Annotated in this window: 12 protein-coding genes; 11 read left to right on the top strand and 1 reads right to left on the bottom strand. The window is 65.0% G+C overall.

Going from position 1 to position 15,094, the window contains the following annotated elements:
- Positions 1-211: 211 nt before the first annotated feature.
- The 8 genes from C8C94_RS04500 to C8C94_RS04465 all read left to right on the top strand — a co-directional run bounded on the left by C8C94_RS04500 (position 212) and on the right by C8C94_RS04465 (position 10,909).
- Positions 212-1,177 carry an ABC transporter substrate-binding protein gene (locus tag C8C94_RS04500; protein ID WP_121422697.1) on the top strand — a complete coding sequence of 322 codons (966 nt, stop codon included), beginning with the start codon at positions 212-214 and terminating at the stop codon, positions 1,175-1,177.
- Positions 1,178-1,336: 159 nt separating this feature from the next.
- A complete protein-coding gene (gene chvE, locus C8C94_RS04495; RefSeq protein ID WP_121419871.1) occupies positions 1,337-2,407 on the top strand; it encodes a multiple monosaccharide ABC transporter substrate-binding protein in 1,071 nt (356 codons plus the stop codon).
- Between the two features lie 220 nt (positions 2,408-2,627).
- Complete coding sequence (mmsA, locus tag C8C94_RS04490) at positions 2,628-4,223, top strand: multiple monosaccharide ABC transporter ATP-binding protein (protein WP_121419870.1); 1,596 nt, start codon at positions 2,628-2,630, stop codon at positions 4,221-4,223.
- 59 nt (positions 4,224-4,282) lie between these two features.
- Positions 4,283-5,512: a multiple monosaccharide ABC transporter permease gene (mmsB, locus tag C8C94_RS04485; RefSeq protein ID WP_121422696.1), complete on the top strand. Its 1,230-nt coding sequence runs from the start codon at positions 4,283-4,285 to the stop codon at positions 5,510-5,512.
- Positions 5,509-7,062 (top strand): sugar ABC transporter ATP-binding protein, encoded by a 1,554-nt coding sequence (locus C8C94_RS04480; RefSeq protein WP_233573391.1) that lies wholly within the window; start codon positions 5,509-5,511, stop codon positions 7,060-7,062. Before mmsB ends, C8C94_RS04480 begins: the two co-directional genes overlap by 4 nt.
- Positions 7,055-8,107, top strand: coding sequence for an ABC transporter permease (locus C8C94_RS04475; protein ID WP_121419868.1), 1,053 nt, complete (start codon positions 7,055-7,057; stop codon positions 8,105-8,107). The genes C8C94_RS04480 and C8C94_RS04475 overlap by 8 nt, the downstream gene beginning before the upstream one ends.
- The gene (yjfF, locus tag C8C94_RS04470) at positions 8,104-9,141 is read left to right on the top strand and encodes a galactofuranose ABC transporter, permease protein YjfF (protein WP_121419867.1); all 1,038 of its coding nucleotides are present in this window, start codon (positions 8,104-8,106) and stop codon (positions 9,139-9,141) included. Before C8C94_RS04475 ends, yjfF begins: the two co-directional genes overlap by 4 nt.
- Positions 9,142-9,175: 34 nt before the next feature.
- Complete coding sequence (locus C8C94_RS04465; protein WP_121419866.1) at positions 9,176-10,909, top strand: IlvD/Edd family dehydratase; 1,734 nt, start codon at positions 9,176-9,178, stop codon at positions 10,907-10,909.
- Between the two features lie 140 nt (positions 10,910-11,049).
- Here the strand turns inward: C8C94_RS04465 and C8C94_RS04460 are convergent, their stop codons facing one another.
- Positions 11,050-12,291, bottom strand: a complete 1,242-nt coding sequence (locus C8C94_RS04460) for an ISL3 family transposase (RefSeq protein ID WP_121419550.1) — start codon at positions 12,289-12,291, stop codon at positions 11,050-11,052.
- A gap of 107 nt (positions 12,292-12,398) precedes the next feature.
- On the opposite strand from C8C94_RS04460, the gene C8C94_RS04455 reads away from it, so the two are divergent.
- Genes C8C94_RS04455 through C8C94_RS04445 form a run of 3 tightly spaced genes read left to right on the top strand, consistent with a single transcriptional unit; the run spans position 12,399 to position 15,054 of the window.
- On the top strand, positions 12,399-13,337 hold the full coding sequence (locus tag C8C94_RS04455; RefSeq protein WP_121419865.1) for a dihydrodipicolinate synthase family protein: 939 nt from the start codon (positions 12,399-12,401) through the stop codon (positions 13,335-13,337).
- A gap of 11 nt (positions 13,338-13,348) precedes the next feature.
- Positions 13,349-14,398, top strand: coding sequence for a 2-dehydro-3-deoxygalactonokinase (locus C8C94_RS04450; RefSeq protein ID WP_121419864.1), 1,050 nt, complete (start codon positions 13,349-13,351; stop codon positions 14,396-14,398).
- Positions 14,395-15,054 (top strand): 2-dehydro-3-deoxy-6-phosphogalactonate aldolase, encoded by a 660-nt coding sequence (locus C8C94_RS04445; RefSeq protein WP_116749616.1) that lies wholly within the window; start codon positions 14,395-14,397, stop codon positions 15,052-15,054. Before C8C94_RS04450 ends, C8C94_RS04445 begins: the two co-directional genes overlap by 4 nt.
- Positions 15,055-15,094: the final 40 nt, after the last annotated feature.

Here is a 15,094-nt window from a genome sequence, read left to right as displayed (position 1 = left end):
GCTCATGTCGCCAAAACACTCCCGCTCATCGTTGCAAATGCTCGCCATAGCCCGAGCTATGACTGCGCTTTGCGCCTAGAGCGGAAGCGTTTTGGCAACCTGCTCTGGCACGCTGGATTCCTTCCCACCTTCTGAACCATCCTTCATCGCATCGCTGCTTTTCCATCCCGCAACCGTCGTCAACCAACCATTACAGACAGGAGACAAGATGATGAAAATGAACCGCCGCACCGTTGCTGCCGCCTTGGCCAGCGTGCCCGTGGCCGCCTTGCTGCCCGGCGCCGCCTGGGCGCAAAAGCCCCTGGTGCTGGGCTTCAGCCAGGTGGGGGCCGAGAGCGAATGGCGCACCGCCAATACCGAGTCGATCAAGTCCGCCGCCAAAGAAGCAGGCATCGAGCTGAAATTCTCGGACGCGCAGCAAAAGCAGGAGAACCAGATCAAGGCCATCCGCTCGTTCATCGCGCAGAAGGTGGACGTGATTGCGTTCTCGCCCGTGGTCGAGTCCGGCTGGGAGCCCGTGCTGCGCGAGGCCAAGGCCGCCAAGATCCCCGTGGTGCTGACCGACCGCGCGGTGAACACCAAGGACACGTCGCTGTATGTGACCTTCATGGGCTCGGACTTTGTGGAAGAAGGCCGCAAGGCCGGCCGCTGGCTGGTGGAGAAGATGAAGGACCAGAAGGGCGAGGTCAACATCGTCGAGCTGCAAGGCACCGTGGGCTCCGCCCCTGCCATCGACCGCAAGAAGGGCTTTGAGGAAATCATCAAGGCCGACCCCAAGTTCAAGATCATCCGCAGCCAGACCGGTGACTTCACCCGCGCCAAGGGCAAGGAAGTGATGGAAGCCTTCCTGAAGGCCGAGGGCAAGAAGATCAACGTGCTGTACGCGCACAACGACGACATGGCGATTGGCGCCATCCAGGCCATCGAAGAAGCCGGCATGAAGCCCGCCAAGGACATCGTGATCATCTCCATCGACGCAGTGAAGGGCGCCTTCGAAGCCATGATCGCCGGCAAGCTCAACGTGAGCGTGGAATGCAGCCCCCTGCTGGGCCCGCAACTCATGGCCGCAGTCAAAGACATCAAGGCTGGCAAAGCGGTACCCAAGCGCATCGTGACGGAAGAAGGGATCTTCCCGATGGAAGTGGCGGCCAAGGAATTCCCGAACAGGAAGTATTGATCCATTGCCCCCTGAGCCGCCTGCGGCGTCTTCCCCCAAGGGGGACGCCACCAGCGCGGCGGGGCGGCTCTTGCGCGGTGGCACTGGTACTAGATTGCGCCAGTTTCATACGGCCTCCAAGCTACCTAAATTTAGAACAACACCAGGAGACAGACTCAAATGAAGCGTGCAATTTTCAAGGCCGTGTTGGCCACCGTGGCACTGGCTGCCATCGGAGCCACGTCCGTGGCATCGGCCCAGGACAAGGGCACCATCGGCATCTCGATGCCCACCAAGTCCTCAGCGCGCTGGATTGCCGATGGCGACAACATGGTCAAGGTCCTCAAGGACCGGGGCTACAAGACCGACCTGCAGTACGCCGAAGACGACATCCCCAACCAGTTGGCGCAGATCGAGAACATGATCACCAAGGGCGCCAAGGTGCTGGTGATCGCGTCGATTGACGGCACCACGCTGTCGCGCGTGCTGCAAAGCGCGGCAGACAAGGGCGTGAAAGTCATCGCGTACGACCGCCTCATCAAGGGATCGAAGAACGTGGACTACTACGCCACGTTCGACAACTTCCAGGTCGGCGTGCTGCAGGCCACGTCCATCGTGGACAAGCTGGGCCTCAAGCAAGGCAAGGGCCCGTTCAACATTGAACTGTTCGGCGGCTCGCCCGACGACAACAACGCCTTCTTCTTCTACGACGGCGCGATGAGCGTGCTGCAGCCCTACATCGACAGCGGCAAGCTTGTGGTGCGCAGCAAGCAGACCGGCATGAACAAGGTGGGCACGCTGCGCTGGGATGGCTCGGTGGCCCAGGCGCGCATGGACAACCTGCTGTCGGCCTACTACGGCAAGGACAAAGTGCATGCGGTGCTGTCGCCCTATGACGGCATCTCCATCGGCATCCTGTCCTCCCTCAAGGGCGTGGGCTACTGCACCGCCCAGCAGCCCTGCCCTGTGGTCAGCGGCCAAGACGCTGAGGTGCCTTCCATCAAGTCCATCCTCAAGGGTGAGCAGTCTTCCACCGTGTTCAAGGACACCCGCGAGCTGGCCAAGGTGGCCGCCAACATGGTGGACGCCGTGCTGACAGGCAAGCAGCCCGAGATCAACGACACCAAGACCTACAACAACGGCGTGAAGGTGGTGCCCTCGTACCTGCTCAAGCCCGTGTCGGTGGACGTATCCAACTGGAACACGGTGCTGGTCGGCAGTGGGTACTACAAAGAGTCCCAGATCAAGTGAGCGGGGCGCGGCTCAAAAAACTCTTCTGGCGTTGTTGCTGCGTCTTGTCGTACTGACCGTACTGCCTGCGACGCAGCGCCTAGCCAGAACCGCTTCGCTGATTTTTGTGAGCCGCTAAGTGCAACGTGTGGAGGGGCTTAGGAGCGCTGATCGATGCTCCTGCCCCCTCCCCTCTGAGATTCCAGAGGACATACCCATATTTCCCCAACGAGCCCGAGCAATGCTTCTTGAAATGCGGAACATCCGCAAAACCTTCCCTGGCGTGGTGGCGCTGAACCAGGTCAACCTGCAGGTGCAGGCCGGGGAGATCCATGCCATCGTCGGCGAAAACGGGGCGGGCAAATCCACTCTGATGAAGGTGCTGTCGGGTGTGTACCCACACGGCAGCTACAGCGGCCAGATCCTGTTCGACGGGCAGGAGCGCGAATTTGCGGGCATCCGCGACAGCGAGCACCTGGGCATCATCATCATTCACCAGGAGCTGGCGCTGGTGCCGCTGCTGTCGATTGCCGAGAACATCTTCCTCGGCAACGAAACCGCGCGGCACGGCGTCATCGACTGGATGGCCGCACACAGCCGCGCCCAGGCGCTGCTGCACAAGGTGGGCCTGCGCGAGTCGCCCGACACACCGGTGGGCCAGTTGGGTGTGGGCAAGCAGCAGCTGGTGGAAATTGCCAAGGCGCTGTCACGCAAGGTGCGCCTGCTGATCCTGGACGAGCCCACCGCCAGCCTGAACGAAAACGACAGCCAGGCCCTGCTGGACCTGCTGCTGGAGCTGAAAGCCCAGGGCATTACCTGCATCCTGATCTCGCACAAGCTCAACGAAATCTCGCGCGTAGCCGACTCGATCACCGTGCTGCGCGACGGCAGCACCGTGCAGATGCTGGACTGTCGCGAAGACCCGGTGAGCGAAGACCGCGTGATCCAGGCCATGGTGGGCCGCGAGATGAGCGACCGCTACCCCCAGCGCCAGCCGCAAGTGGGTGACATTGTTTTTGAGGTGCGCAACTGGCGCGCCCACCACCCGCAGCGCAGCGACCGCGAGCACCTCAAGGGGATCGACCTGAATGTGCGGCGCGGCGAGATAGTGGGCATTGCGGGCCTGATGGGCGCAGGCCGCACCGAGCTGGCCATGAGCATCTTCGGCCGCTCCTGGGGCCAGCGCATCAGCGGCGAAGTGCGGCTGCACGGCCAACCCATCGACGTGAGCACGGTGGAAAAGGCCGTGCGCCACGGCCTGGCCTATGTGACCGAAGACCGCAAGGGCAATGGCCTGGTGCTGAACGAAGACATCCAGTTCAACACCTCGCTGGCCAACCTGCCGGGCGTGTCGTTCGCCAGCGTGATCGACAGCGGTCAGGAACACCGCGTGGCACAGGACTACCGCGAGAAGCTGCGCATCCGCTGCTCAGGCGTGGACCAGAAGACATTGAACCTGTCGGGGGGCAACCAGCAAAAAGTGGTGCTGAGCAAATGGCTGTTCACCAGCCCCGAAGTGCTCATCCTCGACGAGCCCACGCGCGGCATCGACGTGGGCGCCAAGTACGAGATCTACACCCTCATCGCCCAGCTGGCGGCCGAGGGCAAATGCGTGATCGTGATCTCCTCAGAAATGCCCGAGCTGCTGGGCATCACGGACCGCATCTATGTGATGAACGAAGGCCGCTTTGTGGCCGAGATGCCAACTTCAGATGCCTCGCAAGAAAAGATCATGCGAGCCATCGTGAGTGCCCCCCCTGAGGCGCTTCGCGCCATCCCCCCCAAGGGGGACGCCGCCCGTGCGGCGGGGCGGCCCTTGCACGGCGGCCGCGCGTAGCTGCAGCGCCCCTTTTCAGCGCCTGATGAACCGCACAACGCATTGAACTGATGACCGAAATGAGCCAGACCACCCATCCCCCCGCCAGCACGCTGGCCGACGGCAGCACCACGGCAGCGGCGCGGCACGACAAGTCGCTGCTGCACCACCTGCAGCACAACCTGCGCGAATACGGCATGTTGATCACGCTGGTGGCCATCATGGGCTTCTTCCAGTACATGACCGAGGGCACGCTGATGCAGCCCTTGAACTTGACCAACCTGGTGCTGCAGAACAGCTACATCGTCATCATGGCGCTGGGCATGCTGCTTGTCATCGTGGCCGGGCACATCGACCTGTCGGTGGGCTCGGTGTGTGGCTTCATCGGCGCACTGGCTGCGGTGCTGATGGTCGAATACAACTGGCACTTCGTGCCTGCCACGCTGGTGTGCCTGCTGTGCGGCGGGCTCATCGGCGCCATTCAAGGCGGGTTTGTGGCCTTCTCGCGCATCCCCTCGTTCATCGTCACGTTGGCGGGCATGCTGGTGTTCAAGGGCCTGGCGCTGGCGCTGTTGGCGGGGCAGTCGGTGGGTCCGTTCCCTTCGGCGTTCCAGATGCTCAGCTCGGGCTTTATCCCCGACCTGTTCAGTGTGGAAGGGCTGCGCCTCACCTCGCTGCTGCTGGGCGCCGCAGTGGCCGCAGCCCTGGCCGTGGGTGGCCTGCGCCAGCGCGCCAACCGCCTGCGCCACGGCGTGCAGACAGAGCCTGCGGGTCTGTTCATCGCCCGCACCATCGTTTTTGGCGGGCTGCTGGTGTACTTCAGCTACCTCCTGGCCTCATACAAGGGTCTGCCCAACGTACTCATCGTGATGGCGCTGCTGATCGTGCTGTTCGACTTTGTTACCAGCCGCACGACCATCGGCCGCCGCATCTACGCCATGGGCGGCAACGAGAAGGCGGCCAAGCTCTCGGGCATCAAGACCGAGCGGCTCACGCTGTATGCCTTCATCAACATGGGCGTGCTGGCCGCCCTGGCCGGGCTGGTTTTTGCGGCGCGGCTCAACACCGCCACGCCCAAGGCGGGCCTGGGTTTTGAGCTGGACGTGATTGCGGCCTGCTTCATCGGCGGCGCCTCAGCCTCGGGCGGCGTGGGCAAGGTGATGGGGGCTGTCATCGGCGCGTTTGTGATGGGCGTGATGAACAACGGCATGTCCATCCTGGGCATCGGCATCGACTACCAGCAGGTCATCAAGGGCGTCGTGCTGCTGGCAGCCGTGCTCGTGGATGTCTACAACAAGAACAAGGCATGACGGTTTCCATGGACGCATCCACCGTTCACGCCCCCGCTGCCGCGCCTGTGCTGCAGCTTTCGGGCATCCACAAACAGTTTGCGGGCATCCCCGTGCTGCGCGACGTGCAGCTCAACCTCTACCCTGGCGAGATCCATGCGCTCATGGGGCAAAACGGTGCGGGCAAGTCCACGCTGATCAAGGTGCTGACGGGCGTGCTGGAAGCCAGCGGCGGGCAGATGCGGCTGGGTGGAGAAGCCGTGTGGCCCGACTCACCGCTGGCCGCGCAGCGCCTGGGCATCAGCACGGTGTACCAGGAGGTCAACCTCTGCCCCAACCTCTCGGTGGCCGAGAACATCTTTGCGGGCCGCTACCCGCGCTGCGGCATCGCGCAGGGTTTTCGCATCGACTGGGCCACGCTGCACCAGCGCGCCCGCGATCTGGTGGCGCGCATCGGTCTGCAGATCGACGTGACGCGCCTGCTGTCGGACTACCCGGTGGCCGTGCAACAGCTGGTGGCGATTGCCCGGGCGCTGAGCATCGAATCGCGCGTGTTGATCCTGGATGAGCCCACCTCCAGCCTGGACGACGACGAGGTGCAAAAGCTCTTTGAGGTGCTGCGGCGCCTGCGCAGCGAGGGGCTGTCCATCGTCTTTGTGACGCATTTCCTGAACCAGGTGTATGCCGTGTCCGACCGCATCACCGTGCTGCGCAACGGTAGCTGGGTCGGCGAGTGGCTGGCCAAAGACCTGGGGCCACAGGCGCTGATCGCCGCCATGCTGGGCCGCGACCTGGCCGCAGCGTCGGAGCAACCCGCACCAGCGCCCACCGTGGACAGCCGTCAAGCCACGCTGCTGCAAACCGAGGGCCTGGGGCAAGACACGCAACTGCAGCCGCTGGACCTGCAGATCCGTGCCGGCGAGGTAGTGGGCCTGGCGGGGCTGCTGGGCTCGGGCCGCACCGAGCTGGCGCGTCTGCTGTTTGGCCTGGAGCAGCCCGACCGGGGCGCGCTGCGCATCGACGGGCTGGTGGTGAAGTTTGCCAACCCCATGGATGCGATCCGCCATGGCCTGGCCCTGTGCCCCGAAGAGCGCAAGACCGACGGCATCGTGGCCGAGCTGTCGGTGCGCGAGAACATTGCGCTGGCGCTGCAGGCCCGCATGGGCGTGGGCAAGTTCCTCTCGCGCGCCGAGCAGACGGCGCTGGCCGAGCGCTATGTGAAGCTGCTGGGTATCAAGACCGAGACGGTGGACAAGCCCATCGGCCTGCTCTCGGGCGGCAACCAGCAAAAGGCGATCCTCGCGCGCTGGATGGCCATCGAGCCGCGCCTATTGATCCTGGACGAACCCACACGCGGCATCGACGTGGCCGCCAAGCAGGAAATCATGGACCAGATCCTGCGCCTGGCCCAGGCCGGCATGGCCGTGCTGTTCATCTCTTCCGAAATGAGCGAGGTGGTGCGCGTGGCGCACCGCATCGTGGTGCTCCGCGACCGCCGCAAGGTGGGTGAGCTGCCCGCAGGCAGCAGCGAAGACGCCGTCTACGAACTCATCGCCGCAGAACATGCTTGAACGTTCCCCCTCTCCTTCCCTTTTGGCCGCGCTGCTGCGCCACCGCCTAGCGTGGCCCATCTTCACGCTGCTGCTGTTGCTGGCTGTCAATACGGCCTTCAACGCCAGCTTTCTGCGCATTGAGTGGCGCGATGGGCACCTGTACGGCAGCCTCATCGACATACTGAACCGCGCCGCACCTCTGGTGCTGGTGTCGCTGGGCATGACGCTGGTGATCGCCACTCGGGGTATCGACATCTCGGTGGGTGCGACGGTGGCCATTGCAGCGGCAGTGGCCGCGTGGCTGATCGGCGGCTCGGTGTCGGGCACTGAAAGCCGGTTCCCACTCCCAATCGCCATCCTGGGCGCCATCGGCATCGCACTGCTGTGCGGCTTGTGGAACGGCGTGCTCGTCGCAAAGGTGGGCATGCAACCCATCATCGCCACGCTGATCCTGATGGTGGCAGGCCGGGGCATTGCCCAGCTCATCACCGACGGGCAGATCATCACCATCTACTACACGCCCTACTTCTTCATGGGCGGCGGGTACCTGGCAGGGCTGCCGTTCTCTGTGTTCGTAGTGGCCGCAGTCTTCGTGGTGCTGTACCTCGCCATCACGCGCACGGCGCTGGGCCTGTTCATCCAGGCAGTGGGCATCAACCCCACGGCGGCGCGGGTGGCGGGTGTGCAGGCGGGGCGGCTCATCGTGGCGGCCTATGTGTTCTGCGGCGTCTGCGCGGGCATTGCGGGGCTGCTCATCAGCTCCAACGTGAAGAGTGCGGATGGCAACAACGCCGGGCAGCTGCTGGAGCTGGACGCCATCCTGGCCGTCACGCTGGGTGGCACCGCCCTCACCGGCGGCCGCTTCAGCCTGGTGGGCAGCGTGATTGGCGCGCTCATCATCCAGACGCTGACCTACGCCATCTACTCGCTGGGCGTGCCGCCCGAGATCAACCTGGTGGTGAAGGCCGTGGTGGTGTTCATAGTCATGCTGCTGCAGTCGCCCGAGTTCCGGGCGCAAGTGGGCGCCCTGGCACGCCGCCCCGGCGCGGGAGCTTTGCAATGAGCGCCGTACCCAAGACCGCAGGCTTCGGCACCGTGAACCACCCGGCCCCACAGACCACCGCCGAGCGCGCGCGGTTCAACCCCAAGTACCTGCCACTGGCTGCCACCATCTCGCTGTTCATGGCCATGGCCACGCTGGGCTCGGTGCTGTACACCGGGTTCTTCTCAGCCCAGGTGTTCCTCAACCTGCTGATCGACAACGCCTTCCTCATCATCGTGGCGGTGGGCATGACATTCGTGATCCTGTCGGGCGGCATCGACCTCTCGGTGGGATCGGTGGTGGCGCTGACCACCATGGTGCTGGCCGCGCTGGTGGAACACCGGGGCTGGAACCCCATGGTCGCCATCCCGCTGGTGCTGCTGATGGGCACGGCGTTTGGCGCGTTCATGGGTTTCCTCATCGAGCGCTTTCGGCTGCAGCCTTTCATCGTCACGCTGGCAGGCATGTTCCTGGCGCGGGGGCTGTGCTACCTCATCAGCATCGATTCCATCAGCATCACACACGAAGGCTATTCGGAGCTGGCCCAGTGGCGCCTGCCGCTGTGGGAGGGCGCATCGCTGTCACTCGGCGCGCTCATTGCCATTGCCGTGCTGCTGGTGGCCCTGTTTGTGGCGCACTGCACGCCGTTTGGCCGCAGCGTGTATGCGGTGGGCGGCAGCGAGCACTCGGCTGTGCTCATGGGCCTGCCAGTGCGCCGCACGCTCATTGGCGTTTACACGCTCTCGGGCTTTTGCTCGGCGCTGGCGGGCGTGGTGTTCACGTTCTACATGCTGTCGGGCTACGGCCTGCATGCCGTGGGCATGGAGCTGGACGCGATTGCCGCCGTGGTCATTGGCGGAACGCTACTCACGGGTGGCGTGGGCTATGTGGCGGGCACGCTGTTTGGCGTGCTCATGCTCGGAATCATCCAGACCCTGATTTCCTTCGACGGCACGCTCAGCTCCTGGTGGACGCGCATCGTCGTTGGTGTGCTGCTGTTCGCTTTCTGCCTGCTGCAGCGGCTGCTTTCGCGCCGCTCGGGCAAGGCCCGTTGAGTCTTCATTTTTCCTCTTTCTCTCGCACCCCACCATGACCACCCCCAAGCGCAAACTCCGCTCCGCCGAATGGTTCGGCACGGCCGACAAAAACGGCTTCATGTACCGCAGCTGGATGAAGAACCAGGGCATCCCCGACCATGCGTTCGACGGCCGCCCTGTGATCGGCATCTGCAACACCTGGTCCGAGCTGACCCCGTGCAATGCTCACTTTCGCAAGATTGCCGAGCATGTGAAACGCGGCATCTACGAGGCGGGCGGCTTCCCGGTGGAGTTCCCGGTGTTCTCCAACGGCGAATCCAACCTGCGCCCCACGGCCATGCTCACGCGCAACCTGGCCAGCATGGACGTGGAAGAAGCCATTCGCGGCAACCCCATCGACGCCGTGGTGCTGCTGGTGGGCTGCGACAAGACGACACCCGCGCTGCTGATGGGCGCAGCCAGTTGCGACGTACCGGCCATCGTGGTCACGGGCGGGCCCATGCTCAACGGCAAGCTCGACGGCAAGGACATCGGCTCGGGCACGGCCGTGTGGCGCCTGCACGAGTCACTGAAGGCGGGCGAGATCAACGAACACCAGTTCTTCGCGGCCGAGGCCGGCATGTCACGCTCTGCCGGCACCTGCAACACCATGGGCACGGCCAGCACCATGGCCTGCATGGCCGAGTCGCTGGGCACATCGCTCCCGCACAACGCAGCCATCCCGGCCGTGGACTCGCGCCGCTATGTGCTGGCCCACATGTCGGGCAAGCGCATTGTGGAGATGGCGCACGAAGGGCTCACGCTCTCCAAAATTCTCACGCGCGAAGCCTTCGAGAACGCCATCCGCACCAACGCCGCCATCGGCGGTTCGACCAACGCGGTCATCCACCTGAAGGCCATCGCGGGCCGCATCGGCGTGCAGCTGGACCTGGAGGACTGGACGCACATTGGCCGTGGCACGCCCACGCTGGTGGACCTGCAGCCCTCGGGCCGCTTCCTGATGGAAGAGTTCTACTACGCGGGCGGCCTGCCCGCCGTGCTGCGCCGCCTGGGCGAGAACGGCCTGCTGCCCCACCCCAACGCCCTCACCGTCAACGGCAAGAGCCTGTGGGACAACGTGCGCGAAGCGCCCCAATACAACGACGAGGTGATCCGCCCGATCAGCAACCCGCTGATTGCCGACGGTGGCATCTGCATATTGCGCGGCAACCTGGCGCCGCGTGGCGCGGTGCTCAAGCCCTCCGCCGCCTCGCCCGAACTGCTCAAGCACCGGGGCCGCGCCGTGGTGTTCGAGAACCTGGAGCACTACAAGGAGCGCATCGTCGATGAAAACCTGGACATCGACGCCAGCTGCGTGATGGTGCTCAAGAACTGCGGCCCCAAGGGCTACCCCGGCATGGCCGAGGTGGGCAACATGGGCCTGCCGCCCAAGCTGCTGCGCCAGGGCGTGAAGGACATGGTGCGCATCTCCGACGCCCGCATGAGCGGCACCGCCTACGGCACCGTGGTGCTGCACGTGGCGCCCGAGGCGGCAGCCGGTGGCCCGCTGGCTGCCGTGCGCGATGGCGACTTCATCGAGCTGGACTGCGAGAACGGCCGCCTGCACCTGGACATCAGCGACGAGGAACTGGCCACACGCCTGGCCGCATTGGCTGGCACGGACAACGGGGGACGCGGCGGCTACCAGCGGCTGTATGTGGACCACGTACTGCAGGCGGACGATGGTTGCGACTTTGACTTCTTGGTCGGCTGCCGGGGGGCTGCTGTGCCCCGCCACTCGCATTGATGTGCCCCATCTGAGGCGCTCGCCGCAGTCAAATGCTACAGATTCAATAGCTACCAGCGCTTATTCGATTAGCGCTAGAGACATATTTCAGGCTCTCTTCCATTTCGGGTGGAACGCCACATTCCCCACCAGAGCCATGGTCAGGCCCTTGCTTTTCGCAAAGGACTGCCTGGCAGGTGAGTGAGCTTGCCAGCAATCAAGAACGCCATGGCGATGAAGTGATCGGTGGTGCCATAGCCACGCGCCTTGGCCTTAGCTGCTTGCAACAGTGAGTTCACCGCCTCCACATAGCCGGTGTGCAGATGAGAAGCATCAAACGCCTGGAGTATTCCCGCCCAGTGTTGCTGGATGGTCTTGGCCAAGTCCTTGAAGGGCTGCAAGCGGCTGCGTTGCGCCCAGTGCAGCCATTTCTTGAGTGCCTGTGCACTGCTGGCGGCATCCGCGTCTGAGTTCCTGTAAACATCGCGCAGCGCCTCCTTCATCCGCCACGCCCTGGCGGTCTTCAATCGGGTGCGAGGCAGCCAATCCATCTTTGCCTGCTCTTTGTCCGTCCACTTGGCTTTGTCCTTGAGCCAGCACCAACGGGTCTTCTTGAGCCAGCGCTCGCCCCGGGCCTCTTCCCGCCGCACTGCGTCCACTGCCCGGTTGGCCATCTGCACCACATGAAAGCCATCAAAGGCAATGGCCGCCTGGGGCAAGTGCTGGCCTGCTCCTGCGATAAAGGCCTTGGACATGTCCATGCACACCACCTGGATGGCTTCGGGCCTGCCTTGGTGGCTCTTGAGGTCCGCCGCAAAGCGCTGCACGGTGCTGGCATCCTTGCCGGGTGTGGCGTAGATCAGTCGCGCCCGCTCAAGATCGTGCACCAGGGTGATGTAGCTGTGGCCTTTGGCGCAGCTGGTCTCATCGATACCGATGACCGCCACACCCGCGTAGCTCTCCTTGGCGCGCGCCAAGCTGACATGGGCATCGATCTGGCGCCACAAGGCGTTGTCCGCACAGCGCAGGATGCGTGCACACGCGGCCACCGGCATCTCACGGGCCAGCGTCAGAGCCAGAGCCTCGAACATGAGCGTGAAGCGGCTGCCCTCTCGCGCCCAGGGAACACTCAGCTGGGTCGTAGAGCTGCAGGCGCTGCATGACACGCGAGGCAGCGCGCAGTGCACGTAGGCTTCGAACTGAAAGAAATCAAGATGCCGCCAGCTGCGCTGGCGGTGGTCATGCAGTTTCTGCTCAGCTGCGGCGCAAACGGGGCAGGCGGCACTGCCCGATTGCCAGACCACGTACAGGTCGATGCGGCTGCGCTCGACATCCAGTGCAACACGCTCCACAGCCCAGGGCGCGGCCAGCCCCAACGCTTGGCAGAACAACGCTTCTTGCATCGGGAGGGCTCCTGTTCAGGGGGTGTCAATGGATTTATTTGAACTGTAGTGTTCCACCCGAAACGGAAGAGAGCCATATTTCACTCAAATTCTTACCCGCACCCGCCATGCCAGCCACCCATTCCCTCCAGAACCCTCGCTACCGCGGCATCTTCCCAGTGGTGCCCACCACGTTCCATGAAGACGGCCGCCTCGACCTCGACAGCCAGAAGCGCTGCCTTGACTTCATGATCGACGCCGGTGTGGATGGCGTTTGCATCCTGGCCAACTTCTCGGAGCAGTTCTCGCTATCGGATGCTGAGCGCGAAGTCCTCACCCGCACATCTCTGGAGCATGTGGCAGGCCGTGTGCCGGTGATCGTCACCACCACCCACTACGGCACCCGCGTGTGCGCCGAGCGCAGCCGCGCCGCGCAGGACATGGGAGCGGCGATGGTCATGGTCATGCCGCCCTACCACGGTGCCACCTTCCGCGTGCCCGAGGCGCAGATCTACGAGTTCTATGCCCGTGTGTCCGATGCGATCCGCATCCCGATCATGGTGCAGGACGCGCCCGCCAGCGGCACCGTGCTGTCGGCCCCCTTCCTGGCCCGCATGGCGCAAGAGATTGAAAACCTGGCCTACTTCAAGATCGAAGTGCCCGGTGCCGCCAGCAAGCTGCGCGAGCTGATCCGCCTGGGCGGCGACGCCATCGAAGGCCCGTGGGACGGCGAAGAGGCCATCACCCTGCTGGCCGACCTGGATGCGGGCGCCACGGGCGCGATGACGGGCGGCGCGTTCCCCGACGGCATTCGCCCCATCATTGAGGCGCACCGCCAGGGTGACATGGACCAGGCGTTTGCGCTGTACCAGCGCTGGCTGCCGCTCATCAACCACGAAAACCGCCAGGGCGGCATCCTCACGGCCAAGGCACTGATGAAGGAAGGCGGCGTGATCGCCTGCGAGGCGGGCCGCCACCCCTTCCCGACCATGCACCCTGAGGTGCGACGCGGCCTGATCGGCATCGCACGGCGGCTGGACCCGCTGGTGCTGCGCTGGGCACGCTAAACGGAGCACCCATGGCGCCTGTGCGTTATCTGGTGCCCGCTGAAGCGGGCCTTATCGCCCTGGACTGGGGCACGAGCGCATTGCGGGCCTTCCGCATGGGCGCGCATGGCGAGGTGCTGGAGACGCGGCACCGCCCCTGGGGCATCATGAACCTGCCACCCGCCACCGCGAGCGTGGCAGACGGCGAGCCCGGTGCCGCGTTTGAACGCGCACTGCAAGACACCTGCGGCGACTGGCTGGCCGCCACACCTGGCCTGCCCCTGCTGGCCTGCGGCATGGTGGGTAGCGCCCAGGGCTGGCGCGAGGCCAAGTACCTGCCGACGCCCACCTCGCTCGATGCACTGGCGCGGGGCCTGACGCTGGTGGCGCGGCGCGACGGCCCGCCGCTGCACATCGTGCCGGGCCTGTTGCAGCAGGGCGCGCTGCCCAACGTGATGCGCGGCGAAGAAACCCAGGTGCTGGGCGTGCTGGCGGGCCTTGCGCTGCCTGCGGATGCGCCCGTGCTTATAGGCCTGCCCGGTACGCACAGCAAATGGGTGCTGGCACGCCAGGGGCGCATCGAGCAGTTCCACACCTTCATGACCGGCGAGGTGTTTGCGGCCCTGCGCGGTCACACCATCTTGGGCAAAACCATGCAGGCCGCTGCCACGCCCGACGACGAAGCCTTTGTGCGCGGGCTGGAGGTGGCGCGCGGAAGTGACGCCGCACTGGGCTTGCTCTCGCACATTTTCAGCACACGCACGCTGGGGCTGACCGGCGCGCTGGCGCCTACCGCGCAAGCGGACTACCTCTCCGGCCTGCTGATCGGGTACGAGGTGGCGAGCCTGAGCCGCGCACAGGATCAAACCCCGACAACACCACAAACGCTGGTGCTGTGCGGCGAGCCCGACCTGTGCCGCCGCTACGCCATCGCGCTGCAGACCTGTGGCTTTGCCGCCCCCGCCATCGCCACGCAGGCCACTGCCACCGGGCTGTGGCAGATCGCGCTTGCGGCAGGGCTGGTCGTTGCGCCCGCACCCTCCTCATCACACCCCTTCACCGCCGGGAGCCTGGCTGCATGAACCCCATCGACAAAGCCCTGTTCCACATCCTGCAGCGCTGCGGGCTCATCGCCATCCTGCGCGGTGTGCAGCCGCACGAGGTGGTGGCCATCGGCCACGCGCTGTACGACGCGGGGTTTCGCATCATCGAAGTGCCGCTCAACTCGCCCGAGCCGCTGGCCAGCATCCGCGCACTGCGCGATGCACTGCCAGCCGACTGCCTAGTGGGCGCAGGCACCGTGCTCTCCATCGATGCCGTGGCCGATGTGGCCGCAGCTGGCGGGCAGATCATCGTCATGCCCCACAGCGACCCCGATGTAATCCGCGCCGCCCGCGCTGCCGGCATGGCCTGCGCGCCCGGCGTGGCCACGCTGACCGAGGCCTACGCCGCGCTGGCAGCGGGCGCCAACATGCTCAAGCTGTTCCCTGCCGAGGCGCTGCCGCCCCATGTGCTCAAGGCCTGGCGCGCCGTCATCACGCCGCCCATGGCACTGGTGCCCGTGGGCGGCATCGTGCCCGAGAGCATTGCGCCCTATGCCGCCGCTGGCGCCAGCGGCTTTGGCCTGGGATCGGCCCTGTACCGGCCCGGTGACCAGGCCCCCGAGGTGGCGCACAAGGCTGCAGCGTTTGCGCGGGCGTGGCAGGCGTCCTTTGGCACCGCGCCCGCCACGGCCTGAACCGCCCCCCTACTCGTTCCAGACAACCCAGCACTTCTGA

The sequence above is a fragment of the Acidovorax sp. 94 genome (assembly GCF_003634645.1).
GTDB classification, from domain to species: Bacteria; Pseudomonadota; Gammaproteobacteria; order Burkholderiales; family Burkholderiaceae_C; genus Acidovorax; species Acidovorax facilis.
This window is presented reverse-complemented; position numbering and strand designations above follow the sequence as displayed.